This is a genomic window from Rhizobium sp. Root708 (genome assembly GCF_001429725.1).
GTDB lineage: Bacteria > Pseudomonadota > Alphaproteobacteria > Rhizobiales > Rhizobiaceae > Rhizobium.
On sequence record NZ_LMHV01000004.1, the window covers coordinates 16947 to 39911 of the forward strand.

General features: G+C 59.3%; 29 protein-coding genes and 1 tRNA gene. 21 read left to right on the forward strand and 9 right to left on the reverse strand.

All coding sequences use genetic code 11. The features are described from left to right. Window positions 1–48 precede the first annotated feature (48 nt). From ASE04_RS04140 to ASE04_RS04175, 8 genes are all read left to right on the forward strand, one after another. Entirely contained in the window at window positions 49–960 is a 912-nt protein-coding gene (locus ASE04_RS04140) for a hypothetical protein (RefSeq protein ID WP_156408705.1), read from the forward strand. Between the two features lie 75 nt (window positions 961–1035). Next, entirely contained in the window at window positions 1036–1692 is a 657-nt protein-coding gene (locus tag ASE04_RS04145) for a hypothetical protein (protein ID WP_056812464.1), read from the forward strand. A gap of 9 nt (window positions 1693–1701) precedes the next feature. Beyond that, window positions 1702–2208 (forward strand): helix-turn-helix transcriptional regulator, encoded by a 507-nt coding sequence (locus ASE04_RS04150; RefSeq protein ID WP_056813120.1) that lies wholly within the window; start codon window positions 1702–1704, stop codon window positions 2206–2208. Continuing rightward, a complete protein-coding gene (locus ASE04_RS04155) occupies window positions 2205–2492 on the forward strand; it encodes a winged helix-turn-helix domain-containing protein (protein WP_244490331.1) in 288 nt (95 codons plus the stop codon). The genes ASE04_RS04150 and ASE04_RS04155 overlap by 4 nt, the downstream gene beginning before the upstream one ends. Next, a complete protein-coding gene (locus ASE04_RS04160) occupies window positions 2486–2746 on the forward strand; it encodes a winged helix-turn-helix domain-containing protein (RefSeq protein WP_244490332.1) in 261 nt (86 codons plus the stop codon). Before ASE04_RS04155 ends, ASE04_RS04160 begins: the two co-directional genes overlap by 7 nt. Before the next feature lie 28 nt (window positions 2747–2774). Beyond that, the gene (locus ASE04_RS04165) at window positions 2775–4043 is read left to right on the forward strand and encodes a hypothetical protein (RefSeq protein WP_056812468.1); all 1269 of its coding nucleotides are present in this window, start codon (window positions 2775–2777) and stop codon (window positions 4041–4043) included. Between the two features lie 3 nt (window positions 4044–4046). Beyond that, complete coding sequence (locus tag ASE04_RS31420) at window positions 4047–4373, forward strand: hypothetical protein (protein WP_244490333.1); 327 nt, start codon at window positions 4047–4049, stop codon at window positions 4371–4373. A 14-nt stretch (window positions 4374–4387) separates the two neighbouring features. Continuing rightward, window positions 4388–4579 (forward strand): hypothetical protein, encoded by a 192-nt coding sequence (locus ASE04_RS04175; protein ID WP_056812470.1) that lies wholly within the window; start codon window positions 4388–4390, stop codon window positions 4577–4579. A 22-nt stretch (window positions 4580–4601) separates the two neighbouring features. Here ASE04_RS04175 and ASE04_RS04180 read toward each other — a convergent pair whose 3' ends face one another. Genes ASE04_RS04180 through ASE04_RS04200 form a run of 5 tightly spaced genes read right to left on the reverse strand, consistent with a single transcriptional unit; the run spans window position 4602 to window position 6661 of the window. Continuing rightward, window positions 4602–4970 (reverse strand): hypothetical protein, encoded by a 369-nt coding sequence (locus tag ASE04_RS04180; protein ID WP_056812473.1) that lies wholly within the window; start codon window positions 4968–4970, stop codon window positions 4602–4604. Further along, the gene (locus ASE04_RS29830) at window positions 4960–5532 is read right to left on the reverse strand and encodes an ImmA/IrrE family metallo-endopeptidase (protein ID WP_156408706.1); all 573 of its coding nucleotides are present in this window, start codon (window positions 5530–5532) and stop codon (window positions 4960–4962) included. The genes ASE04_RS04180 and ASE04_RS29830 overlap by 11 nt, the downstream gene beginning before the upstream one ends. Window positions 5533–5553: 21 nt before the next feature. After that, the gene (locus ASE04_RS04190; protein WP_056812477.1) at window positions 5554–6063 is read right to left on the reverse strand and encodes a hypothetical protein; all 510 of its coding nucleotides are present in this window, start codon (window positions 6061–6063) and stop codon (window positions 5554–5556) included. After that, complete coding sequence (locus ASE04_RS04195; protein ID WP_156408707.1) at window positions 6063–6371, reverse strand: hypothetical protein; 309 nt, start codon at window positions 6369–6371, stop codon at window positions 6063–6065. Before ASE04_RS04195 ends, ASE04_RS04190 begins: the two co-directional genes overlap by 1 nt. 53 nt (window positions 6372–6424) lie before the next feature. After that, window positions 6425–6661: a helix-turn-helix domain-containing protein gene (locus tag ASE04_RS04200; RefSeq protein WP_056812484.1), complete on the reverse strand. Its 237-nt coding sequence runs from the start codon at window positions 6659–6661 to the stop codon at window positions 6425–6427. A 312-nt stretch (window positions 6662–6973) separates the two neighbouring features. On the opposite strand from ASE04_RS04200, the gene ASE04_RS04210 reads away from it, so the two are divergent. After that, entirely contained in the window at window positions 6974–7222 is a 249-nt protein-coding gene (locus ASE04_RS04210; RefSeq protein WP_056812489.1) for a hypothetical protein, read from the forward strand. After that, window positions 7219–7476, forward strand: a complete 258-nt coding sequence (locus tag ASE04_RS04215; protein ID WP_056812492.1) for a hypothetical protein — start codon at window positions 7219–7221, stop codon at window positions 7474–7476. The genes ASE04_RS04210 and ASE04_RS04215 overlap by 4 nt, the downstream gene beginning before the upstream one ends. Window positions 7477–7560: 84 nt before the next feature. Here ASE04_RS04215 and ASE04_RS04220 read toward each other — a convergent pair. Beyond that, window positions 7561–7636 (reverse strand) — tRNA-Ile (locus ASE04_RS04220). A gap of 152 nt (window positions 7637–7788) precedes the next feature. On the opposite strand from ASE04_RS04220, the gene ASE04_RS04225 reads away from it, so the two are divergent. After that, window positions 7789–8526, forward strand: coding sequence for an SIMPL domain-containing protein (locus tag ASE04_RS04225; RefSeq protein WP_056812495.1), 738 nt, complete (start codon window positions 7789–7791; stop codon window positions 8524–8526). A gap of 250 nt (window positions 8527–8776) precedes the next feature. Continuing rightward, window positions 8777–9160, forward strand: a complete 384-nt coding sequence (locus ASE04_RS04230; protein ID WP_056812499.1) for a hypothetical protein — start codon at window positions 8777–8779, stop codon at window positions 9158–9160. A gap of 44 nt (window positions 9161–9204) precedes the next feature. Here ASE04_RS04230 and ASE04_RS04235 read toward each other — a convergent pair whose 3' ends face one another. Beyond that, window positions 9205–9918: a GntR family transcriptional regulator gene (locus ASE04_RS04235; protein WP_056812501.1), complete on the reverse strand. Its 714-nt coding sequence runs from the start codon at window positions 9916–9918 to the stop codon at window positions 9205–9207. A 268-nt stretch (window positions 9919–10186) separates the two neighbouring features. On the opposite strand from ASE04_RS04235, the gene ASE04_RS04240 reads away from it, so the two are divergent. From ASE04_RS04240 to ASE04_RS04270, 7 genes are all read left to right on the forward strand, one after another. Then, window positions 10187–11275, forward strand: coding sequence for an ABC transporter ATP-binding protein (locus ASE04_RS04240; RefSeq protein ID WP_056812504.1), 1089 nt, complete (start codon window positions 10187–10189; stop codon window positions 11273–11275). Window positions 11276–11309: 34 nt separating this feature from the next. After that, entirely contained in the window at window positions 11310–12617 is a 1308-nt protein-coding gene (locus ASE04_RS04245) for an ABC transporter substrate-binding protein (RefSeq protein WP_056812506.1), read from the forward strand. 245 nt (window positions 12618–12862) lie between these two features. Beyond that, window positions 12863–13777 carry an ABC transporter permease gene (locus ASE04_RS04250; protein ID WP_056812509.1) on the forward strand — a complete coding sequence of 305 codons (915 nt, stop codon included), beginning with the start codon at window positions 12863–12865 and terminating at the stop codon, window positions 13775–13777. A 1-nt stretch (window position 13778) separates the two neighbouring features. Beyond that, window positions 13779–14600 (forward strand): ABC transporter permease, encoded by an 822-nt coding sequence (locus ASE04_RS04255; protein ID WP_056812512.1) that lies wholly within the window; start codon window positions 13779–13781, stop codon window positions 14598–14600. Window positions 14601–14604: 4 nt separating this feature from the next. Then, window positions 14605–15345, forward strand: a complete 741-nt coding sequence (locus ASE04_RS04260; protein WP_056812516.1) for an aspartate/glutamate racemase family protein — start codon at window positions 14605–14607, stop codon at window positions 15343–15345. A gap of 3 nt (window positions 15346–15348) precedes the next feature. After that, window positions 15349–15960: a flavin reductase family protein gene (locus ASE04_RS04265; protein ID WP_056812519.1), complete on the forward strand. Its 612-nt coding sequence runs from the start codon at window positions 15349–15351 to the stop codon at window positions 15958–15960. A gap of 94 nt (window positions 15961–16054) precedes the next feature. After that, on the forward strand, window positions 16055–16540 hold the full coding sequence (locus ASE04_RS04270) for a heme-degrading domain-containing protein (RefSeq protein ID WP_443216843.1): 486 nt from the start codon (window positions 16055–16057) through the stop codon (window positions 16538–16540). Window positions 16541–16628: 88 nt separating this feature from the next. Here the strand turns inward: ASE04_RS04270 and ASE04_RS04275 are convergent, their stop codons facing one another. Then, on the reverse strand, window positions 16629–16898 hold the full coding sequence (locus ASE04_RS04275) for an antibiotic biosynthesis monooxygenase (RefSeq protein WP_056812523.1): 270 nt from the start codon (window positions 16896–16898) through the stop codon (window positions 16629–16631). Between the two features lie 218 nt (window positions 16899–17116). On the opposite strand from ASE04_RS04275, the gene ASE04_RS04280 reads away from it, so the two are divergent. Next, window positions 17117–17695 (forward strand): hypothetical protein, encoded by a 579-nt coding sequence (locus tag ASE04_RS04280; protein WP_056812526.1) that lies wholly within the window; start codon window positions 17117–17119, stop codon window positions 17693–17695. Window positions 17696–17751: 56 nt separating this feature from the next. Here ASE04_RS04280 and ASE04_RS04285 read toward each other — a convergent pair whose 3' ends face one another. Further along, window positions 17752–19011 carry an AGE family epimerase/isomerase gene (locus tag ASE04_RS04285; RefSeq protein ID WP_056812529.1) on the reverse strand — a complete coding sequence of 420 codons (1260 nt, stop codon included), beginning with the start codon at window positions 19009–19011 and terminating at the stop codon, window positions 17752–17754. Between the two features lie 172 nt (window positions 19012–19183). Between ASE04_RS04285 and metH the strand changes: the two genes are divergently transcribed. Continuing rightward, window positions 19184–22957 carry a methionine synthase gene (gene metH / locus ASE04_RS04290; RefSeq protein ID WP_056812531.1) on the forward strand — a complete coding sequence of 1258 codons (3774 nt, stop codon included), beginning with the start codon at window positions 19184–19186 and terminating at the stop codon, window positions 22955–22957. Window positions 22958–22965: the final 8 nt, after the last annotated feature.

Here is a 22965-nt window from a genome sequence, read left to right on the forward strand (position 1 = left end):
ATTATGTTGCTGCTACCTCATCTAGATCAAGGCAGCGGGCTGGGGATAATGGACATCACAGAATTTTTGCAGACGATGCTTAAGGTATTAGGCAACGGCACGTTGAGCGTCTTCTTTGCAGTAGCAGTGGTTTCAGTGATCTTTTTTGCAGCCCCTGATCTGCTTCGGTACTGGTCAAGATTGTTGGTGTCTTTTCTTTCGAAAGACTCACCCAACTTGAGAGACACATTGGAGCGAGAGGCTTCATCTCGCATTCAGTTATCCGAGCGCCAGGTCTTCGATCGTTTGAAGACACAGGTGGAAAAAAGGATAGAAGAACACTTGCAGAGCGACGACTTTCTGAAAAAAGTCGTTCAGGCTAAGCTTGATGACACGCTGATTGAAGAAGTTGATGCCGCGCTATCGGCTCGTGTCCACGTCGAAGCCACCAAACTGAAAGCGTTGGATCATCTCAAGCTGACCTTGGACAGCAACAAGAAAAATCTCGAAGGACCAGCTTCAAGAGCTGAAGCAGCAGCAGCTGTTTCGAGGAGGCTTGCATACCTGTTCGCGATTGCGGGTGTACTTGTCGCGGGGCTCAGGTTGTATGTGGTGAATGATGCTCAAGTCGCGGGAGATATTCATTGGCCGACCGTTGCCTTGAGAAGCGGCCCTTGGGTCGGTTTGATCCTCCTCATAGAGTTTACGGCTCTCCTCTTCTTCAAATTCTATGGTCGTTCCATCGAGCTTCAAAGGTACTTCACGCGCGAACTGTCTGTCATTGAGAATCAATTTGCGGCGCTTCAGGTCACAATTGATCTCGGAGGTCCTTCGGATGCGGTACGCTCGGCGACCGCAATGTTGAAAGCGGGAGAGCCAAATGTTTTTCAGGATGAAAAGGCTGAAGACCTAAATTCGCTGACAAACGCGCTCACCGATCTTGCCGGCTTAATCAAGAAGGTAAAGCCAGGAGCCGAATGAAAAGCTGTGCTTTGCGACAGAAACGGTTCGATGTGAACGTATGTGAACAGATCGCAAACCACGCAGAGGACAAAAATGACCCAGACCAAGCGCGAGCGGCTTGAGGCCCTGACCACCGAACGAAGCCAGGCTGTCACCAACCTTGAAGGGCTCAAGCGGGCTCGCGCTCAAGCTCGGATCGACGGGGAGAGTTTCGACCGCGATGCCGAGATCGGCACTCTCCAAATCACCATTGAGGGGCTGGCGGAAGCGGTTGTGCTGGCGCAGGCCCAGGTCGATCGAGAAGAAGATCGCGCACTGGCTTTGTGGAAGGCAGACCGGGCTCGCAAGGTTGGGGAGGCAATCGGCACTCATGCTGATGCCTACCTCGCCTCCGTCGTGAAGGCTTCTGAGGCGATCGATACGCTGGTGGCTGAGTTGGGTAAGGTCAATTCAGCGGCTCTCTCGATTGTCGCACTCGGCCGCGAGATTCCCGGCCTGAACGATGTACCGCCGCTGAACAGCTCCACGGTCATGATGCGGCTCTCGGAACGGATCGGCCGCGCTTTCTCGCGCATTCAAGGGCTGGTGGCGCCGGGAAATTACGGTCGGCTGTCGTGGGTACCAGAACAAATGCGCGACGAGAACTGGGGCTCCGAGGAGCGCCTGCAGCTCCGCAGCGTGATCGAGGATCTTCTGCAGCGGCTTGAACAGGAGATCTCGAAGCAGCAAGCCCTCGCCAACGCCGAATAGGTGCCGGCGATGAAAGACCCGATCGAACGGAAGTATCTCGACAGCCGCGACATGATGGAGCGCTACCGCATCGGCCGCACCGCTCTGCACAACTGGATGAAAGAGGAGGGCTTCCCGAAGCCGGTCAAGCTGCGGCGGCGTAACTACTTCAAGCTTTCCGATCTGGTTGCCTGGGAGGAGGGCAACGGGGCGGACTATTCGCCACCCACGGCCAACGGTCTCCCGATCGTGTCGGACACCATTCAGGACTACAAGTCGTTCGTCAGGGCGATGGTGCTGCGCCGGCAGGCGTTGGGCCTACCGTGCACTGAGCTGGATATGCTGGCGGGCATGCAGGAAGGCTACACTTCCAAGCTCGAAAACTTCGGGCGGCCACAAGGCCGGGGGATGGGCCCTGAAGCCTTCCCACTGTGGCTGGGTGGCTTGAGGGTGGGCATCATCCTCGTCGATCTCGCTCGCCGGCCCTACAGAAAACGCAACTCGGCCGTCGGTATTGACGATGGCAAGGCCGCATGAACCATTATCCCGCCAACAAGCGGGGTTTTCTCATGGCCAAATCAGACAAGCTTTATGTGACCGACGCCGAGTGTGCCGAGCGGATCGGCTTGCAAACCCAAGACTTCAAAGACATGTTGCCGACCTTAGAGCGATCCGGGTTTCCGTTTCGAGATCCGCTCTTCAAAGACCGGCACTATTGGCCAGCGGTGAGGGCCTTCCTCGATAAACGCGCTGGGCTAGCGTCGTCATTCGTCCAGCGGAAGCCGTCCGTGCCGGTAGTCAAGGATGGCAAGGTATGGTGACTATGTCCCACGATTTAATTTTCGTCACCGAAGGGCAGCTTGCCAAGCGGCTCGGCTTGACCCTGGATATGCTGAAGACGGCACTGCCCGCCGCGACACAAGCGGGCTTCCCAGATCCAGATCCATTGTTCGCCAACCGCCGCTACTGGCCGGCGTGCAGCGCGTGGCTCGATCGACGATATGGGTTGTCTGGATCTGCAGACGGTCCATACCCGCCGGATGAGCAAGAACCTTGGAAGCCCAAGGCAGGCTGATAGGGCGAGTGCTTTGCAGGGCGAAAACATGCCGGTGATACTCACCGGCATGAGCATCACAACCGCCGATGATCGCGTCACCTCGTACGCACCAGTTGTCGCCACGACGAGCTTCGCGGCTGACTTTCCCGTGTTCGATGTCGCCGACATCTCGGTTTTCGTAAATGGAATCGAGCGCTTCGACTTCACCGTCAGCGCCACTTTCTCTGACGGGATATCCACAAACGCCACGGCTGTGTTCACGCCCGGGATCACTGGCGCTGTGGACGTGGTGGGCTCACGCGATCCTCGGCGTAGCAGCCGTTTTGTCAACGGCGCGGCGCTCCCAATTCCGGCGCAAAACCTTGCCCTCGATACCGTCGAAGCCGAAATGCAGGAGTCTGCCCGAGATCTGACGCGAGCTCATAAGGCTCCGTACGGTCAAGCTGGCGGGGTGTTCACCGCTGATCAGATACAGAATGCTCAACAGAATGCCGTAACTGCCAGCGCTGCTGCTGCTGCTGCCGCCGCGAGTGCTGCTGCCGCTGCGGTGTTTGATCCCACTAATTACTACACCAAGGCCGGGGCCGCAAAAGCGGCTCTGGCAGATGCCGATGTTCTTGGCCTGAATGACGGTGCCTTCAAGACGTTCACACTTGCCAATCTGATCAGCAGCATTTTTAAGGTAGCTCGAAAGATCGCTAACGCTGCATTTCAGGATGACGTCACATTCTATAGCGCTGCGGGTCTGACTAAAGGGTTTAAGTTTCTCGCGTCTGGAATCACTGCCGGGCAGACACGTGTCGTCACGTTGCCGGATAAAGACGGCACATTGGCCATGCTGTCAGATATCACTGGTGGTGGCCTTGCTCTCATTGCTGAAACAACGCCAAGCGGAGCAGCGATCGACTTCACCTCTCTGCCAGCCAACTTGAAGCACATCGTGGTTGTGTTTGATGAAGTTGTGAGCGGAGGTGCTGGCACATTTCTTGTGCGCCTTGGAACGTCGGGGGGATTCGTATCTACGGGATACACTAGTAGCGCGAGCTATTCAGCCTCATTTACGGGTCAGCAGGATACCGTTGGCTTTGGTCTGAATATTTCTACAGGCTCAAATACGTTCAAAGGCGTGGTCCATTTATATCGCCTAAACACAACTGATTGGATTTGCTCTTCAAGCCTCGGGCTCGGCTCAACCGCAATTATCCACTTCTCTGATGGTCGTTTGGCGCTTGGTGCAGCATTGACACAACTTCGCATTACCTCGGCTGCGGCCTTCGCCATCACTGGCACAAAAATCTCGATCTACGGAGAGTAGAGCATGGCCACGAGACTGGTTATCCCCTGTGATGGCAGCGATCCGTACGAAGAAGAGTTCGACCCGACACTCGAACCGGGTTATGAGCCATACGTCCCGGCGCCTGTCGAAAGTGTCACTGCTCGACAATTCAAAATGCAACTCGTGATCACCGGCATCAAACCGCAGGTCGATGCTTGGATCTCATCGCAGGATGAAATCGTACAAGTCGCTTACGAATACAGCGGCACCTTCGTGAAATCCGAACCGATGATGCAGGCAGGCTTTGTTGCACTCGGGTTTACCGACCAGCAACGCGATGACTTTTTCCTTGCAGCTTCCAAGCTTTGAACGCGAGAACCCGAATGTCAGATAAAATTCAGCTGCTCATCGATCGCCGCGAACGCGTCCAGTCGGACATTGCGGAGCTGGTGGCGGCCGACGTTGCATCAGTCCTCGCTGGGTCATCTTGCCAGTTCAGCGATTCGGTCAGCCGCCTGGCGCACGAGGTCAACATCCTCGACGCTGCGATCGAACGACTACGTTCGCTCGCGTAGTTCGCCAACAAGCCGCCGATAGCTACTTGTTGCCCCGGCCGAAGATGTAAGCGAGCGCACTGGCAGAGAAGGCCAGTGCACGTTCGGCTTGTGAGGACCAGAAGCCAGTGGCGTCTCCAGTGGCGCCGGCTTGCGACCAACAATAGAATGTGCCGGCTAAGCCAGCGACCATGACAAAAAAAGCAATGTAGGTCGGAGCCGTCTTCTCACCGCCAAGAGCGCGTCCAAGAAAGCCAAGGTCCTGTCGGCCCATGGTCTCGGCGTGACGATTGTTTTCTTGTGCAATCTTCAGCTGAAAGTCGTGCGCGCCGACTTGGGCTTCGTCGAACTCTGCATCATCACCACTTTTTGCTTGGATTGATTCCTTCGCTGCCTTCCGATCAAACGCCATATTCGAAAGCCAGCCTGTTCTTGATCACCGGAACGGATACCGCGAAGAGTTTTGAGAGCCCTTCTATCGAAGTTGTCTGCCAATATTGATCGAGAAGAAACCTTGGAACGAGTAAGTGGCCTGCGAACGCGTTCGCTTCCTTCTCGTGCGCCTCGCTGCCGCTGTAATCTGCATCTCGCATCAGGACGCTGTAATCCGATGAGCGAGCCCATTCCGCATGCAATATGTGGTGACCGAGCTCGTGCGCTATCGTGAAGGTCTGCCGAAGAGGATATTCCTGCTCGTTGGCGATGATGGTTTTTGTGTCGGCATCATAAAATCCAGAGATGTTGAAAAAGTCGCCTCCAAACCTGGCAAACTGCACCGCAACGCCAAGATTTCTCGCGATTGCTGCCGGGTTGATCGGAGGCGCAGTGATGCCGAACTCGTCGTGGATGCGCTTAACCTCACGTTTGACGCGGGCATAGTTCGGAATGGTCAACGTGTCCATTGATGCGCTCTCGGTGGGCTGATTTGCTTGAATATATGCGATGCAACGGTTTTTACCAATGCCGACGTGCATCTGGCGCTTCGATCGCGGTACTCACCTCTGCTTCTCGTCGGCATAGCTGAGGCGGATCCTGTTGCGGTCCTCGAACCATTCTCTCGGGGTCCGAACTCTTTTTTGATCCATCCGCATGTATGGGCTCAATAGTTCCGGCGCCCGGCGATAGAAGGCAATGATTTTATCAAAAGCTGCTCGTCGTTCTGGTGCCGCCCTTGCGTCAATCTCCATTTCGGCGTTTTTCGCGTTGAGAAGCGCAAACGTGTTCGCGAGTTCGTGAAGATACTCCCGCACATCACTGCCAAAGATGAAGGTCGATCCGTCAAGTGCTTCTAGAATTTCACGGTGAGCAACATGATCGGCTTTGCCGTCGATCATTACGCGATGGACAGCCTCACGCGCTTGCGTGAAAACCGAAAGACGCTTCTCAAAGAGATCGAGCACAACTTTTTGATGAGCCGTGCGCCATTGCAGGAAAGCGATGACGGCGACAGCAACCGCGACAACTGGGGTGAGTAGGGCCTGGAAAACCTGGATCCACGCCGGCATCACTGCTTTGCTCGTCGGTTGAAGGAGGAGACGATATCGTTGTATTCGGCCACGGCTTCTTTGCCCTCGATCTCGACGCAGGCCAGGTACTTCTCGACCGACGCCTTGAACTGCTGCACCTCGCGACGGCAGGAATCGAAATCGAAGCTGTCTGTGAACGGAAGATAGGTAGAGGTGCAGAATGGCTTGTCTGGGCGCTTGAGTTGCCGATCTTGCAACAGCGGCCGGAACTCTGAGCACTGAAAATCGAACGCGCTGGCATTTGATGACGCCATTAAACCCGCTGCAATTATCATGACGATCTTCATGCGACTCCCCCAGTTTGACAACGTGTGGCAGACTGGGGGTTGAGTAGTCAATGCTACTTCGCCGAGAGCCTCACTCCTGGCCCGCCCTCGATCATTGCGCCGTCATCTTGAAAGATCACACCCGCATCCTCCATCGCGCGCTGCATTGCGGTCAGGTTGTTGATGGACGGCACCCGGCGGCCCTTCTCAAAGTCGCGGACCGTGCTCTCGCTCAGGTTTGAGGATTGAGCCAATGCTGTCTGTGACCAATCGAGGAGGCCCCGAGCTGCGCGCGACTGTGCAGGTGTCATGCAATATCTCCGATCAATGAATTTCGTCTATCATAAACGAAAAACGTTGACAAAGACTTAAATCAACGGAATATGTTTGCTGTAAACGAAAACCGTTGAAGGGGTCTTTACATGTGCCTTCGGATTCTCACGTCGACTGGTCGAGGTGGCTACGTTGATGTTAGCAAGGTGAGCCTCGATGACATCCTCTACCTCTACGACCGATGTCCTGCCGAATATATCGACGAGCCTCGTGAGGATGTGATTGCTGCTTATCGGAAAGCCGAGCTGCAACGCGTCTTCTATGCCACCCAAAAGGATGAGGAATAAATCATGCCGAACACCACCGTTCCGGCCGCCGCCGAAGGCATGCCGTTAGTGACGCAGAGTGATGTCGATCGATCATATGACCTGCTTGCCCTGTTGGATATTGCAGCATTCGCGGCGGCGCATTTCGACGGCGCAGGAGAAAATATCCGCGATCGCCTGGACGGCAATCTCTCGGTTGTTCTCGACGTTGCGAGACGCTGGGCGAGCGAGAACCACGACGTGATCGAAAAGATGGAGGCGCGCCAGCCATGAAGTCGAAACCAGAGGCTATAGAGATCATCAACGCGCCCGATCACATCAGCGAATCAACGTGCTCGGCGCTCCTGGGGCTTCAAGATCGCCTCGGCAAGGTATGCGCACTCATCACACTCGTTGATTATGCCTTGATGGCGATGAGCGAGGACGATGACGGCAGTATCAATGCTTTGCAGGCCGGCATGTCGGAGATCCACGAGCAGGTGATCACCGTCTCAATGAAGATCGCCGAAATCCGCGCCGCAGACTGACGGGTATGTTGTCCAAACTGTTGTCCAGAAATGCTCAAGGGCTTAGCAGGAAAGCAATTTCCCTCGCTAAGCCCTTGATTTAACTGGTGGGCCCGGAGGGACTCGAACCCCCAACCAAGCGGTTATGAGCCGCCGGCTCTAACCATTGAGCTACAGGCCCGCGGCGGCTTTCAGCTGCCGTGCATCCGGCGCAATGGTTCGCCGCAGCGGTTTCGCTCTAACGTAAATCTCTTGCAGTCACAAGGGACTGCCGCAATAGCTTCACAATCGAACGGCAAGAGGATGACGTAATCCACAATCGGGGAGTGAAACATGCTGCCGCTGCGTACCAAGACGATCGCCTTCGGACTGCTCTTTGCCTTGCCTTTGACCGCGCTGCCCGCAGCTGCCGCCGAGCCGTCGGCGCGCGAGCCGGTTATCTCCGTTGCCGGGGAGGGGCGCTCGACGATGGCGCCCGACATGGCGGTTCTTACCTTCTCCGTCGTGAAGCAGGCGAAGGAAGCCCGCGAAGCCTTAGATCAGAACAACAAGGCGATGAGCGACGTGTTGGCGGCGCTCAAGAAGGGCGGGATCGCCGAGCGCGATCTGCAGACGTCGGGCTTCTCCGTTCAGCCGCAGTACCGCTATCCGCAGAACAATGACGGCGAGCAGAAGCCGCCGGAGCTCATCGGCTACCAAGTGTCGAATTCGCTGACGGTGCGGGTGCGGGATCTTTCCAAGCTTGGCGAAATCATCGACCAGTCGGTGACGCTGGGCGTCAACCAGGGCGGCGACATCCAGTTTACCAACGACAAGCCTGACGCCGCCATCGAAGCGGCCCGAAAGGATGCCGTCGCCGATGCGATCAAGAAGGCAAGAACGCTGGCGGAAGCTGCCGGCGTCAAGCTCGGCAACGTCATCGAGATCAATGAAAGCGGACCGCGGCCGCAGCCGGTTCCCGTCTATCGGGCTGCGATGATGAAGGAAGCAGCTGATTCGTCCGTGCCAGTTCAGGGCGGCGAAACGGGCTACAACGTCAGCGTCAACGTTACCTTCGCGATCGCACATTAAGGCTTTTTCCGGCCGATCCGAAGCCGGAAGCCCATTTTTATCGCCCTTGGTATCGAAAACGATATCAAGGGCTTACTTTTTGCCGAGGGGCGGAAAAGGGGCGATTGGGAACAAAAGGCTTCCTCACGCATATATTACACTATAACATTGATCGTGTTTCGATCGGCCGGAAACCTGGAGTTCTGTTTCCGCAGTGAATGCCGATCGTCAGGAGGAAATGGCCCCATTCCCCATCCAAGAGGAGACAGACATGACGAATGCCTTGCCGCCGCTTCACAATGGACATGCCCCATTCACCCTTCAGGAACTCTTCCGGGAAGCGCTTTATGCTTTCGAGGAATGGGATGCTGAACTCACCGAGCCGATCGTGACTTTCGAGGGACGTGTGTTTCCGATCGGACAAGTCTTCGAGGCCATGCGCCAGTGCGACGATATCGTTCCGATGAACATCGTCGGCGCTGTCACCGAGCGACTGACCAAGCCCTGGGAGGGTGAGGGGCCGCTCGATCAGATGACCTTCTCCACGGCCGCCCGCGTCATGGGCGTGCTCGTGCGCAAGCGGCTTCTTGCCAATGGAGCTCCCGACATCGTTGCTGTCGCCGAGCGTTCCGCAGAGCGTCGCTCTCGCGGCTGATAATGCGCTGCGGCTTCGGCCGCAGTTCGCCTTTCCGCAATCAACTACCGTTTCAGGGCCTCCTTGAGGCCGAGATTCTTTCGCTGTCGCAGATCGAGGTCCGCTTCGATGTGGGCGATGTGATGCAGCATCAGGCGACAGGCCTCGTCGAGATCCTTGTTCTCGATCGCGGTGACGATGTCGCCGTGTTCGGAATGGCCGCAACTGGAAACGGTGGACTGGCCGTAGAGTGCGATTACCAGCGAGGAGCGTGCGACCAGTTCGTCCATGAAGCGCTGCATGATGGCGTTGCCTGAAATCACCGCCAGCGCCAGGTGGAAATCGCCGGATGCCTTTATCTCGGCGCGGCGGGCGGTCTGTCCACGCTCTCCGATCAGGCGGCCTTCCTCCAACAGGAGCTGCTTGAGGTGCCTGATGTCGGTGGGGGTGATGCGTGTAGCGGCTTCCCGGAGGATGCCGGGCTCGACGAGCCGGCGTGCGGCGAAGATCTGGCGGGCCTCTTCGGGCGAGGGATAGGCGACAAAGGCGCCCCGATTTTTCTCGACGCTGACCAGCCCCTCATAGGAGAGGGCCTGCAGTGCTGCCCTCGCCAGCGTGCGGCTGACGTTGAACAGGTTGCCGACGTCGCTCTCGGAAAGCTTGGTTCCGGGCGACAGCCTGCGCTCGACGATCGCGTCGCGAATGGCGTCACGAATTTGCTGCGTGCCTGTTTCGGCTGAATCGTCAGCAGCCATGGAGGCGCCTGAAGCTGAACTCATGAAGATGGATACCCTATAGCGAGCGGATGATAGCTGCGTTCGCGGCAAAAGTTAAACGGAATTTGGTGTCAAAGTGACGCCTAGATTGTATACGATTTTTTGCTTTAATTGCAGACGATAGCCTATTTTGTGTGCACGGTTCCGGATGATGCAAAAATGATCATCGGTCGAGCTTTTGCAGGAAAATCCATGTACTGCAATGAGTTGATGCACTGCAGCGGAAACTGGCACGGCGAATGCATTGTCTTTCTCAAACAGGGGAAGACCAATGTCGAAGGCCGCAGAGATCGATATCGTATCCGTTTCCAAGGTGTATGGCGCCACCACGGCGGTCCATTCCATCAGCCTGAAGATACCGGCCGGTTCGTACTGCTGCTTTCTCGGCCCCTCCGGCTGCGGAAAGACCTCGACGCTGCGCATGATCGCCGGGCACGAAAGTATTTCGTCTGGCGATATCAGGCTTGGCAACACTGTCGTCACCGACTTTCCACCGGCCAAGCGCGGCACGGCAATGATGTTTCAGTCCTATGCGCTCTTCCCGCATCTCGACCTCGTCGACAACGTCGCTTTCAGCCTGAAGATGAAGGGTGTCGAGAAAGACGAACGCCGGACCAAGGCGCTCGAGTTGCTGAAACTCATGCAGATGGAAGCCTATGCGACGCGGCGACCGGCGCAGTTGTCAGGCGGGCAGCAGCAGCGTGTGGCGCTGGCGCGTGCGCTGATCACCGACCCGGAAGCGCTCTTGCTCGACGAGCCTTTGTCGGCGCTCGATCCGTTCCTGAAAATCCGCATGCGTGCCGAACTGAAAAAGCTGCAGAAGAGCCTCGGCATCACCTTCGTGCATGTGACGCACAGCCAGGAAGAGGCGATGGCGCTCGCCGATATCATCGTCATTATGAATGACGGCAAGATCGAGCAGGCGGCAACGCCGCGCAAGGTCTTCGAGGAGCCGGCCACCGCCTTCGTTGCCCGCTTCATGGGGGATCACAATGTTCTCTCCGGGCGGGTCGTTTCCTCGCAGGATGGCGTCACCACGCTTCAGGTTCCGGAAGGCCAGACATTCTCGGTACGCGGCAATGGCAAGCACGCCGGCGAGAGCGTCGATATCGGCATCCGCACCGACCGGGTTCGTCTGGCCAGCGCCACCGACAAGACGCTCGGCTTCAACGGCATCGTCTCCAACATCGAATATCGCGGCGCCTCGGTGAAGATCACCGTGGTCGGCGCGGGCAGCGATGACTTCACCGTCATTGCGTCCGACGGCGATTATTTCGCCAACCCCGCATCGGTCGGCGATGCGGTGTCCCTGAGTTGGGCCCTGGAGGACGCCGTTCTCCTCGGCCGCGTTTCGGCATGAATCTCAATTACCACAAAAACCAGAGGGAACCGACATGACTGATACAACGAAAACCACCAAGACGGGTCTCATGGCCAAGGGCGTGTCGCGCCGCGGCCTGCTGAAGACGGGTGCCGCCGCCATCGGTGCCGCCGCAGGCTCCGGGCTCATCGCCGGTTTCCCGACCATCTGGGCGCAGTCGAACATCACGCTTCGTCAGTTCGGCACCGGCGTTTCCAACATCAACGCCATTGCCGAGCAGTGCAAGAAGGACCTCGGCATCACGCTCGAGATGACGGCGACCGACAGCGACGCCGCCGCCCAGCGCGCCGTGACGCAGCCCGATAGCTACGATATCGCCGACATCGAATACTGGATCCTGAAGAAGGTCTATCCGACCGGCGTCATCCAGCCGATGGATGTGAAGAAGCTGAAGTATTACGACAAGGTCGTTCCGCTGTTCAAGAACGGCAAGCTGAAGGCCGATAGCGTCATCGCGCAGGGCACGGCGCCGCACACGGTCGGTTACGTCGAGAGCGCGGATGCCAAGACATTCGCCAAGGGCGAGACCGAGCTCTTCACCATGATGCCGACGATCTACAATGCCGACACGCTCGGCATTCGTCCCGACCTCGTCGGCCGCGATATCACCACCTGGGCCGATATCATGGACCCGAAGTTCAAGGGCAAGGCCTCGATCCTCAACATCCCGTCGATCGGCATCATGGACGCCGCGATGATCATGGAAGCGCTTGGCAACATCAAATACGCCGACAAGGGCAACATGACCAAGGAAGAGATCGACAAGACGATCGAGTTCCTGATCAAGGCCAAGCAGGACGGCCAGTTCCGCGCCTTCTGGAAGTCGTTCGACGAGTCGGTCAACCTGATGGCCTCGGGCGAAGTGGTGATCCAGTCGATGTGGTCGCCGGCCGTCGCCGCCGTCCGCTCCAAGGGCATCGCCTGCAAGTATCAGCCGCTCAAGGAAGGCTACCGCTCATGGGGCGGCGGTCTTGGCCTTGCCTCGCACCTCAAGGGCGCCGAACTCGATGCGGCCTATGAGTACATCAACTGGTACACATCCGGCTGGGTCGGCGGCTACCTCAACCGCCAGGGCTACTACTCGGCCTGCATGGACACCGCCAAGGGCTTCATGACCGAGGACGAATGGGGCTACTGGATCGAAGGCAAGGCCGCCAAGGGCGATATCATGTCGCCTGAAGGCAAAGTCATGGAGAAGGCCGGTGCGGTTCGCGACGGCGGCTCGTTCGACGAGCGCATGGGCCATGTCGCGTGCTGGAACTCCGTCATGGACGAGGACCGCTACATGGTTCGCCGCTGGAACGAGTTCATCGCGGCATAAGGCGGACTTCATCCGCCTCGGCGGGTGCCGCTTTCCCCTCCCCAAACCCTCCCCACAAGGGGGAGGGAGCGCGGGCGCTGCGGTACGGAGCCTGTTCCTCCCGGTGAGCGTGGTGGCAGAAAACTCCCTCGCTCTTGTGGGGAGGGTGCAGCAGAAGAACTCCCTCCCCCTTGTGGGGAGGGTTGGGGAGGGGTCTTCCGATCCCTCCCGCTTTCCATATCAAGGCAAATCCGAGAGGATGGCAGATGGCGACGATCGCTTCAGCAGAGACAAACGAGACGACTGAGCGGGTGCGCAGCCCGGGCTTTCCGCTGGCGCCATGGGCTGCCTCCTATCTCCAGGCGACGCCGCTCATCCTGATCCTCGGCTTCTTCTTCATCCTGCCGATTTTGATGATCGCGGTGGTCAGCTTCTGGGATTACGACTTCGCCGGTCTCTATCCCGATTTCCTCACGATGAACTACGCCGAGACGCTCGGCTCGTGGGTGACGTGGAAGACCTATCTGAACACGCTGAAGTTCACCGTCATTGTCTGGGCGCTCACCGTCTTCATCGGTTTCTGGGTCGCCTATTTCCTTGCCTTCCACATCCGCCGCACATCGACGCAGATGATCCTGTTCCTCGTCTGTACCGTGCCGTTCATGACCTCGAACATCATCCGCATGATCTCGTGGATCCCGGTGCTCGGCCGTAATGGTTTGGTCAATTCGGCGCTGATCGAGATGGGAATCATTCCGCGACCCATCGAGTGGCTGCTCTATTCCGATTTCGCCGTGGTGCTCGCCATGGTGCATCTCTACACGCTGTTCATGGTGACGCCGATCTTCAACACGCTGATGCGTATCGATCGCTCGCTGTTCGAGGCGGCGCGCGATGCTGGCGCCAGCGGCTGGCAGATCCTCTGGAATGTCGTCATTCCGCTCGCCAAGCCCGGCATCGCCATCGGTTCGATCTTCGTCGTCACGCTCGTCATGGCCGATTTCTCGACGGTGCAGGTCATGTCCGGCGGGCAGAGCGCCTCGGTGGCGCTGATGATGAAGAACCAGATGTCGCTGCTGCAATATCCGGCCGCCGCCGCCAATGCCGTCGTGCTTCTGATCGTCGTGCTGATGATGGTTGCCGCCATCCTGCGCGTCGTCGACATCCGCAAGGAGCTTTGAGATGGGCCACGAAAAGCGCACCATCGAATTCTACGTGCTCGCCGCCTTCTTCATCCTGTTCGTGCTGTTCCTCTACGGCCCGCTGTCGGCGATCCTGATCCTCTCCTTCCAGGGACCGGATGGCGGCCTGACATTCCCGCTCAATGGCGTTTCCGTCCACTGGTTCTTCAACCTGTTCGAAAAGCAGGCGGTGGGCGATTTCGGGGCCTCGTTCCGCCGCTCCTTCACGCTCGGCTTTATGGTGATGATCGTCACCGTCGTGGTGTCGCTGCTCGCAGGCCTTGCCTTCCGCCGCCGGTTCCGCGGCGCGACGCTGCTGTTCTACGCGACGGTTGCCAGCCTCGTGGTACCGTCGATCATCATTTCGCTCGGCATCGGCGTGGTGTTCCAGCAAGGCGGGTTGAAGCCGGCCTGGTACTCGTCGGCCTTCGGCGCGCATCTGACATGGACGCTGCCGTTCGGCGTGCTGATCATGTTCGCCGTCTTCAACCGTTTCTCGCCGGCCTACGAAGAGGCGGCGCGCGATCTCGGGGCGACGTCGTGGCAGACCTTCGTGCATGTCGTGCTGCCGATGATCGCGCCCAGCCTTATCGGCGTCGGCCTGTTCGGTTTCACGCTCTCCTATGACGAATTCGCCCGCACGCTGATGACGTCAGGAAGCTACAACACGCTGCCGCTTGAGATCTACGGGATGACGACCAACGTGACGACACCGGTGCTTTATGCGCTGGGCACTGTGACGACGCTGTTCTCCTTCACCATCATTCTCGTCGCGCTCGGCATCATGATGATGCTGCGCGGACGCCAGGCAAAGACAAGCTGATCTCATGCGCATCCTGATCGTCAATCCGAACACGACCGCCAGCATGACCGAGAAGGCGGCGACCGCCGCACGGCTCGTCGCCGCCAGCGGCACCGAGATCATCGCCGCCACATCGAGAATGGGGCCGGTGTCGATCGAGGGGCATTACGACGGGGCGCTCGCCATTCCCGGCTTGCTGACGGAGCTCAAGGAGCGGGCAGGGACCTATGACGCGGCCGTCATCGCCTGTTTCGACGATACGGGGCTGGAGGCAGCTCGCAGTTTCGCCGATGTGCCTGTGCTCGGGCTTTGCGAATCCGCCGTCGCCACCGCCGGCTTCCTGGCGCAGCGCTTCACCGTGGTGACGACGCTGGAGCGCTCGCGGGTGCTGATCGACAATCTCGTGCGCCGCTATGGCATGGGCGACCGGGCGAAGGTCCGGGCGTCGGATATCCCGGTGCTGGAACTCGAGGACGAAGCCTCCGGCGCCATCGGCAAGCTGCGGGCGGAAATCGAGCGGGCATTGTCGGAAGATGGGGCGGAGGCGATCGTTCTCGGCTGCGCAGGGATGACCGATCTGGCGCGGGAGCTGCAGGAGATTTACGGTGTGCCCGTGGTGGATGGGGTGGCCGCGGCCGTCAAACAGGCCGAGGCGCTGGTGTCGCTGGGTCTGTCGACCAGCAAGCGCGGCTCCTACGCATCGCCATTGGCCAAGCCCTTCAGTGGAGCGATGAGCGCCTTTGCGCCGATGCGGGCGGCAAGCTGACCGATGACAATATCCTTTGATTTCGAAGCGCTCTCGGAGCGCGAGCGCTACAAGCTGATGATCGGCACGATCATTCCGCGGCCGATCGCGCTGGTGACGACCGTCGACGAACATGGGCGCATCAATGCGGCGCCGTTCAGCTTTTTCAATTGCCTCTCCGCCGATCCGCCCATTCTCGCGCTCGGTGTCGAGAACAATCCGGATATGTCGTTCAAGGACACCGGCCACAACATCCGCATGACGGAGGTCTTCACCGTCAACATCGTGTCGTTCGCCATTGCCGAAGCCATGCATGTCTGCGGGTCCAAATATCCGCGCGGAGTCGACGAACTGAAGCAGGCGGGACTGACCGCCATGTCCGGTCACAAGGTGGCATCGCCATGGATCGCCGAGGCACCGGCATCCTTCGAATGCAAGCGCCATGTGACGCTGGAGCTTGGAAAGTCCCGGCAGATCATCATGGGCGAAATCGTCTACGCTCATTACCGCGACGGCGTCGTGGATCCGGAACGCCTGCGTGTCGATCCGGCTGAGGTCGATGCTATCGCGCGTCTCGGCGGCGATACGTGCGCGACTATCCGCGATCGGTTCGAAATGCTGACGCCCAAATTGTGAGCTTCCGGGCGCCGCCACGATTCCGCTTTACTTTTCCACTCCGCTTGCCTTTTCTCAGGAAAAAGCATTGCAGGAGAGGAAGCACAACGTGACGATGCCAGAAGAAGACCTCAAGCGGATCGCGGAACAGGAAGCGGTGTTGACTTTCGACACCTTCGATCTCACGACCGGATGGCAGCTCGGCAAACTCCTGCAGGAGCTAGGCGCGGAGCGCAGCCTGGGCATCGCGATCGACATCACGCTGCATTCGATGCCGGTCTTCTACGCCGTGCTTCCGGGTGTCACCCCTGACAACGTGCAGTGGGTGCGACGCAAGCGCAATCTGGTGCTGCGCTACTTCAGGAGCAGCTATTCCATCGGGCTCGATCTCAAGCAGAAGGGCAAGACGGTGGCGGACAACGGTCTTTCGGATGTGGACTACGCGCCGCATGGCGGCAGCTTCCCGATCAACGTCAAGGGTACGGGCTGCATCGGCGCGGTGACCGTTTCCGGCCTGCCGCAACGCGACGATCACAATCTCGTCGTCGAAGCTCTGGCGTTGATGTTGGCAAAAGACCTCGACGCGTTGCGCCTTGCCTGAGAAGCGTGCGAGCGAAAGAACCAACCGGGCCCGGTGCGAAATGACGCCGGGCTTCGGCTGTACTCCTGATTGATCTTTGGTCGGGTGATCAGACCTTGTTGGTCATCCACACTTTAGGAGCGCCAAGTACGCCGCCTGTTCGCATCGCCGCTCTGAGTTCTTCCAGTTTGCCAAAGGCCTCAGCGGCTTCGGGCGTGGCAAACTCATGCGTCACGGTGACGTCGTTGGGATTGTCGATCGCCTGGAAGACGGCCTCGGAAACCACCCCGTTTGCCTTCTGGACGGACCTGAACGCGTCGTAGACCTTGCGCCAGGCCGCGTAGTCCGAAACCTCATGCCTTACGAACAGCATCGTCATCTCACCCTCCTACTTTGCATCGACACGTTTCGTTGGGATATCGTCCGCACCCTATCACCGATGGGAATTTTGCGCGCGGTGAAATGCGGTTGAGGCCGATCGGTCGCACCCCGCGCGGCTTGAGATTCAGGCCATGGCTTCGTTGCGCGCAGCCAATGCGACGCGCCCTTTGAAATTCGCCGCTTCGCTGCGATACTTCCACCGAAGGATCGAGATCGATGACGCGTCATTGGGGAATTCTGGCGGCGTTGCTATCACTGGCGCTCATCAGTGCCGGACCGGCTGATGACGGGCGCTGGTATGCCGGAGGCTATTCCTTCTCTGATGAACTCGGTGGCTTCCGAATCCTATCGGTGAGCGGCTCCGGCACGCTAGACGATCCGATCGAAATCCAGGAGCAGTTGAACCTCTCAACGCCCGTCACCCTTGTGATCCGGGGGGCAAATCCCTCCCGGCTCGATGCCACGGAACAGACCGGCGTTCACTTCCGCATTACCATCGTGAACAGGAGTGGACTTGGATGGATCGGTTTCGGCTTCGAACTCCAGGAAATCCGCGGCAAGCCAAGCGATTTCGATGATGGGCTGTCGTTCGGACAGACGAACCCCAATCCCGATTTTATTTCATCCAATCGGTTTTCGCGTTTTGAAAGCCGTTTCGAAAGCTACGACCGGTTGAGCTTCGAAGACGGCCATGTCGATCCGCTGGATCTCGCCGCGTTCGGATTCTTCGTCACCGACATGACGCCGGTGCCGGAGTTCTATCTTGTGCAGGATCCGCGCATACCATCGTCATGAGGCGCAGGTCGACTGAAAGAAAGCGGCGCCATCGATGGCGCCGCTTTCCTGTCGTTTCAGATCTTGCCGCCCGCCTCGGGGATCACCTTGGTCAGGCTGCCGTTTGCCGGGAAGAGGGGGATCAGGCAGGCCTGCAGGGCGTGGTAGATGTCGCCCTTGCCCGGGAACAGGCTGTGCGAGGGAACGAGGTTTTCCGTCAGTTCCTCATGCCAGCCGCCGTTCTTGTGATCGATGAAGGCGCGTTCGATCACGTTCCAGATTCGGCGGTAGTGTTCCTCGTGGTAGTCGCTCGGCAGGTGCTCGTTCAGGAAGTGTGCGGCAGCAGCGCCTTCGCAGGCCGGCCACCACAGCTTGTTGCGCTTGGCGGGCTTGTCGTCCCAGTCGAGCGTATAGAAGAAGCCGCCCTTGTCGTTGTCCCAACCGAGTGCGATCGACTGCGAGAACAGGCTCTTGGCCGCATCCGGCATCCATTCCTGCTTCTTGCCGCCGAGCACCCAGAGCTGCAGGAGGAGACGCGCCCATTCCAGCCAGTGGCCGGGGGTGGTGCCTGCCGGGCGGAACATCTCGTTCGGATGATAGTAATCCTTGTCGAGGCCCCAATCGGTGCTGAAGTGTTCGGCAACGCGCCAGCCGACCGAGCCTGCCGCGCGGCGGATGACGAGGTCGGCGATGCTTTCGGCCTTGGCGAGATAATCGCGGTCACCAGTCGCCTCGAAGGCCGCCATCAGAGCTTCGGTGAGGTGCATGTTGGAGTTCTGGCCACGGTAGTTGCCGCCGTCGAGCGCCTGCCAGTCGGCGGTGAACTCCTCGGCAATCGCACCGTGCTTGGCTTCCCAGAACTTCGTGTTCAGGACTTCGGTGATGTCGGCAAGCATGCCGTCGGCCAGCGGATGGCCGACCGTCTTGGCGGAAGACGCCGCGAGTAGCACGAAGGCGTGACCATAGCCTTGCTTGTTTGAATCAACAGGGCCGTTGTCGTCGAGCGACCAGAAATAGCCACCGTTCTTGGTGTCGCGGTGATGGTTCCAGATGTACTGCATGCCGTGATCGACAACGTCGGCGGCGCCGGGGCGGCCGAGAAGGGTGCCGATCGAAAAGCAGTGGACGGCGCGCGACGCGATATGGATCGGACGCACTTGGCCGGCGGCGTTCAGCGGCTTGCCGGTATCATCGAGATCGAAGAAGCCGCCCTTGGGGTTGATAGAGTCGTGCTGGAAGAAATCGAAGAGGCCGTTTGCCTGTGCTAGAAGCCAGTCGCGGTGATAGGGGCGGGTGGTCCAGTTTCCGAGCGCGGCGTCGCCGTTTGCAAGTGCCATGTTACTCCTCCGATTTCGTGCACAAAGCCTTTGCAACCGCCTATATAGGGGCCGCTCGAGTCTGTCATCTGCCCAGCGCCGCAAAGGCGCCACATGAGATGGATATATTGACATAAAGATATCTTTATGTGATTGGACCATTTGGTCTGTAACGACGTCAAGGAGTCCGCCCGTGTTTGATACTCTGTTTGGTTCCGAAGGGGCAAAGCGCGACGGTAGTGAAGTGTTTGCTGCGCTCAAGAAAGCCGCGAGCGAACGCATCCTCGTTCTTGACGGCGCCATGGGCACGCAGATCCAGGGGCTGGGCTTCGATGAAGACCATTTCCGCGGCGATCGTTTCATCGGCTGTGCCTGTCACCAGAAGGGCAACAACGACCTCCTGATCCTGTCGCAGCCTGATGCGATCGAGGAGATCCATTACAAATACGCCAAGGCCGGCGCCGATATCCTCGAGACCAACACCTTCTCGTCGACCCGCATCGCGCAGGCCGACTATGCGATGGAAGGCGAAGTCTACGCCCTCAACAAGGAAGGCGCTGAGATCGTGCGCCGCGCTTGCATTCGCGCCGAGCGTGAAGATGGCCGCCGCCGGTTCGTGGCCGGTGCCATCGGCCCGACGAACCGCACCGCGTCGATTTCGCCCGATGTCAACAATCCGGGCTTCCGCGCTGTCAGTTTCGACGACCTGCGCATTGCTTATGGCGAGCAGATCGACGGCCTGATCGACGGTGGCGCCGACATCATCCTGATCGAGACGATCTTCGACACGCTGAACGCCAAGGCTGCGATCTTCGCCTGCGAGGAGCGCTTCGAAGCGAAGGGCATCCGCCTTCCTGTCATGATCTCAGGCACAATCACCGATCTTTCCGGCCGCACGCTGTCGGGCCAGACGCCGTCGGCGTTCTGGAACTCGGTGCGTCACACCAACCCGTTCACGATCGGCCTCAACTGCGCGCTCGGCGCCAACGCCATGCGTCCGCACCTGCAGGAGCTGTCGGGCGTTGCCGATACCTTCATCTGCGCCTATCCGAATGCCGGCCTGCCCAACGAGTTCGGCCAGTATGACGAGACGCCTGAGCTGATGGCGGCGCAGATCGACGAGTTCGCCCGCGAGGGTCTCGTCAATATCGTCGGCGGCTGCTGCGGCTCGACGCCGGAGCATATCAAGGCGATTGCCGAAGTCGTTTCCAAGTACAAGCCGCGTCCGATCCCTGAGCATCGGCCGTTCATGTCGCTGTCGGGCCTCGAGCCTTTCGAGCTCACCAAGGACATCCCCTTCGTCAACGTCGGTGAGCGCACCAACGTTACGGGTTCGGCTCGCTTCCGCAAGCTGATCACCAATGCCGATTACACGGCAGCGCTCGATGTGGCGCGCGATCAAGTGGAGAACGGCGCGCAGATCATCGACATCAACATGGACGAAGGCCTGATCGATTCCGAAAAGGCGATGGTCGAATTCCTGAACCTGATCGCCGCCGAGCCGGATATCGCTCGCGTGCCCGTCATGATCGACAGTTCCAAGTTCTCGATCATCGAATCCGGTCTGAAGCGGGTTCAGGGCAAGCCGATCGTCAACTCGATCTCGCTCAAGGAAGGCGAGGAGAACTTCCTGGCGCAGGCGAGGTTGCTGCATGCCTATGGCGCGGCTGTCGTCGTCATGGCCTTCGACGAGACCGGGCAGGCGGATACCTATGACCGCAAGGTCGAGATCTGCACGCGCGCCTACAAGCTCTTGACCGAGAAGGCGGGCTTCCCGCCCGAGGACATCATCTTCGACCCGAACGTCTTTGCGGTCGCGACCGGTATCGAAGAGCACAACAATTACGGCGTCGACTTCATCGAGGCGACACGGACGATCCGCGAGCGCATGCCGCTGGTGCATATTTCGGGCGGCGTTTCGAACCTCTCCTTCTCGTTCCGCGGCAACGAGCCGGTGCGCGAGGCGATGCACGCCGTGTTTCTCTACCACGCCATCCAGGCGGGCATGGACATGGGCATCGTCAACGCCGGCCAGCTGGCGGTCTACGACCAGATTGATGCGGAACTACGCGAGGCCTGCGAGGACGTGGTGCTGAACCGCCGCGCTGATGCGACCGAGCGGCTGCTTGAAGTGGCGGAGAAGTTCCGTGGCGGTGCGGCGCGCGAGGGACGCGTGCAGGATCTCTCCTGGCGTGAATGGTCGGTCGAGAAGCGGCTTGAACACGCTTTGGTCAACGGCATTACCGAATATATCGATGCCGATACGGAAGAGGCGCGCCTTGCCGCGGCCCGTCCGCTGCACGTCATCGAAGGCCCACTGATGGCCGGCATGAACGTCGTCGGCGATCTCTTCGGCTCGGGCAAGATGTTCCTGCCGCAGGTCGTCAAGTCGGCGCGCGTGATGAAGCAGGCCGTGGCCGTGCTGCTCCCCTACATGGAAGAGGAGAAGCGGCTGAATGGCGGCGATGAGCGCAAGGCTGCCGGCAAGATTCTGATGGCGACCGTCAAGGGCGATGTCCACGATATCGGCAAGAACATCGTCGGCGTCGTGCTTGCCTGCAACAATTACGAGATCATCGACCTCGGCGTCATGGTGCCGGCGACGAAGATCCTCGAGACCGCCGTTGCCGAGAAAGTTGATATCATCGGTCTTTCCGGCCTGATCACGCCGTCGCTCGACGAAATGGTGCATGTCGCCGCTGAAATGGAGCGTCAGGGACTGGATCTGCCGCTGCTGATCGGTGGCGCGACGACGAGCCGTGTCCACACGGCGGTCAAGATCCATCCGGGCTACAACAAGGGCCAGGCCGTGTATGTGACGGATGCCAGCCGCGCCGTCGGTGTCGTCTCGACGCTGCTGTCGCCCGACAATCGCGATGGCTATGTGGCCGATATCCGCGCCGAATACGCCAAGGTCGCAGCGGCGCATGCGCGCAGCGAGGCCGAGAAGGTGCGCCTGCCGCTCGTCCGCGCCCGCGAAAATGCGCAACAGGTCGATTGGGCGGCCTACAAGCCGACCAAGCCGAGCTTCCTCGGCACCAAGGTTTTCGACGGCTACGATCTGGCCGATATCGCGACGTACATCGATTGGACGCCGTTCTTCCAGACTTGGGAGCTGCGTGGCCGGTTCCCGGCCATTCTCGAGGACGAGAAGCAGGGCGAGGCTGCTCGTGCGCTCTGGGCCGATGCGCAGGCGATGCTGAAGCAGATTATCGACGAGAAGTGGTTCCACCCGCGCGCCGTCATCGGCTTTTGGCCGGCGAACGCGGTTGGCGACGATATCCGTCTGTTCAAGGACGAGAGCCGCAAGGACGAGCTCGCCACCTTCTTCACGCTGCGCCAGCAGTTGTCGAAGCGTGACGGGCGGCCGAACGTCGCGTTGTCGGACTTCGTTGCGCCTGCCGAGAGCGGTGTGCAGGACTATGTCGGCGGTTTCGTCGTCACGGCTGGTATCGAGGAAGTCGCGATCGCGGAACGCTTCGAACGCGCCAACGACGACTATTCGTCGATTCTGGTCAAGGCGCTGGCCGATCGCTTCGCTGAAGCCTTCGCCGAACGCATGCATGAACAGGTTCGCCGCGAGTATTGGGGTTACGCCAAGGATGAGCAGCTCAGCAACATGCAGCTCATCACAGAGGAATATGCCGGTATCCGTCCGGCACCAGGCTATCCGGCGCAGCCCGACCATACCGAAAAGAAGACGCTGTTCGGCCTGCTCGATGCGGAGAAGGCGGCAGGCGTGACGCTCACCGAGAGCTACGCGATGTGGCCGGGCTCTTCCGTTTCCGGCATCTACATCGGCCACCCCGATTCCTACTACTTCGGCGTTGCCAAGGTGGAGCGGGATCAGGTCGAGGATTACGCGAAACGCAAGGGCATGGAGGTTGCCGAGGTCGAGCGTTGGCTTGGGCCGGTTCTCAACTACGTGCCGCGCAAGCGTGACGAAGACATCGAGGACGCGGCCTGATCGGCTGC

Excerpts from the sequence above, each read along its gene's own strand:
- ASE04_RS04200 (WP_056812484.1), bottom strand. The coding sequence starts at position 6,661 with ATGACACCTGCACAGTCGCGCGCAGCTCGGGGCCTCCTCGATTGGTCA.
- ASE04_RS04215 (WP_056812492.1), top strand. The coding sequence starts at position 7,219 with ATGAAGTCGAAACCAGAGGCTATAGAGATCATCAACGCGCCCGATCAC.
- ASE04_RS04190 (WP_056812477.1), bottom strand. The coding sequence starts at position 6,063 with ATGCCGGCGTGGATCCAGGTTTTCCAGGCCCTACTCACCCCAGTTGTC.
- ASE04_RS04195 (WP_156408707.1), bottom strand. The coding sequence starts at position 6,371 with ATGAAGATCGTCATGATAATTGCAGCGGGTTTAATGGCGTCATCAAAT.
- ASE04_RS04260 (WP_056812516.1), top strand. The coding sequence starts at position 14,605 with ATGCGCATCCTGATCGTCAATCCGAACACGACCGCCAGCATGACCGAG.
- ASE04_RS04210 (WP_056812489.1), top strand. The coding sequence starts at position 6,974 with ATGCCGAACACCACCGTTCCGGCCGCCGCCGAAGGCATGCCGTTAGTG.
- ASE04_RS31420 (WP_244490333.1), top strand. The coding sequence starts at position 4,047 with ATGGCCACGAGACTGGTTATCCCCTGTGATGGCAGCGATCCGTACGAA.
- ASE04_RS04180 (WP_056812473.1), bottom strand. The coding sequence starts at position 4,970 with ATGGCGTTTGATCGGAAGGCAGCGAAGGAATCAATCCAAGCAAAAAGT.
- ASE04_RS04140 (WP_156408705.1), top strand. The coding sequence starts at position 49 with ATGGACATCACAGAATTTTTGCAGACGATGCTTAAGGTATTAGGCAAC.
- ASE04_RS04145 (WP_056812464.1), top strand. The coding sequence starts at position 1,036 with ATGACCCAGACCAAGCGCGAGCGGCTTGAGGCCCTGACCACCGAACGA.
- ASE04_RS04250 (WP_056812509.1), top strand. The coding sequence starts at position 12,863 with ATGGCGACGATCGCTTCAGCAGAGACAAACGAGACGACTGAGCGGGTG.
- ASE04_RS04235 (WP_056812501.1), bottom strand. The coding sequence starts at position 9,918 with ATGAGTTCAGCTTCAGGCGCCTCCATGGCTGCTGACGATTCAGCCGAA.
- ASE04_RS04240 (WP_056812504.1), top strand. The coding sequence starts at position 10,187 with ATGTCGAAGGCCGCAGAGATCGATATCGTATCCGTTTCCAAGGTGTAT.
- ASE04_RS04270 (WP_443216843.1), top strand. The coding sequence starts at position 16,055 with ATGCCAGAAGAAGACCTCAAGCGGATCGCGGAACAGGAAGCGGTGTTG.
- ASE04_RS04275 (WP_056812523.1), bottom strand. The coding sequence starts at position 16,898 with ATGACGATGCTGTTCGTAAGGCATGAGGTTTCGGACTACGCGGCCTGG.
- ASE04_RS04175 (WP_056812470.1), top strand. The coding sequence starts at position 4,388 with ATGTCAGATAAAATTCAGCTGCTCATCGATCGCCGCGAACGCGTCCAG.
- ASE04_RS04160 (WP_244490332.1), top strand. The coding sequence starts at position 2,486 with ATGGTGACTATGTCCCACGATTTAATTTTCGTCACCGAAGGGCAGCTT.
- ASE04_RS04225 (WP_056812495.1), top strand. The coding sequence starts at position 7,789 with ATGCTGCCGCTGCGTACCAAGACGATCGCCTTCGGACTGCTCTTTGCC.
- ASE04_RS04280 (WP_056812526.1), top strand. The coding sequence starts at position 17,117 with ATGACGCGTCATTGGGGAATTCTGGCGGCGTTGCTATCACTGGCGCTC.
- ASE04_RS04150 (WP_056813120.1), top strand. The coding sequence starts at position 1,702 with ATGAAAGACCCGATCGAACGGAAGTATCTCGACAGCCGCGACATGATG.
- ASE04_RS04255 (WP_056812512.1), top strand. The coding sequence starts at position 13,779 with ATGGGCCACGAAAAGCGCACCATCGAATTCTACGTGCTCGCCGCCTTC.
- ASE04_RS04230 (WP_056812499.1), top strand. The coding sequence starts at position 8,777 with ATGACGAATGCCTTGCCGCCGCTTCACAATGGACATGCCCCATTCACC.
- ASE04_RS04285 (WP_056812529.1), bottom strand. The coding sequence starts at position 19,011 with ATGGCACTTGCAAACGGCGACGCCGCGCTCGGAAACTGGACCACCCGC.
- ASE04_RS29830 (WP_156408706.1), bottom strand. The coding sequence starts at position 5,532 with ATGCACGTCGGCATTGGTAAAAACCGTTGCATCGCATATATTCAAGCA.
- ASE04_RS04265 (WP_056812519.1), top strand. The coding sequence starts at position 15,349 with ATGACAATATCCTTTGATTTCGAAGCGCTCTCGGAGCGCGAGCGCTAC.
- ASE04_RS04245 (WP_056812506.1), top strand. The coding sequence starts at position 11,310 with ATGACTGATACAACGAAAACCACCAAGACGGGTCTCATGGCCAAGGGC.
- ASE04_RS04165 (WP_056812468.1), top strand. The coding sequence starts at position 2,775 with ATGCCGGTGATACTCACCGGCATGAGCATCACAACCGCCGATGATCGC.
- ASE04_RS04155 (WP_244490331.1), top strand. The coding sequence starts at position 2,205 with ATGAACCATTATCCCGCCAACAAGCGGGGTTTTCTCATGGCCAAATCA.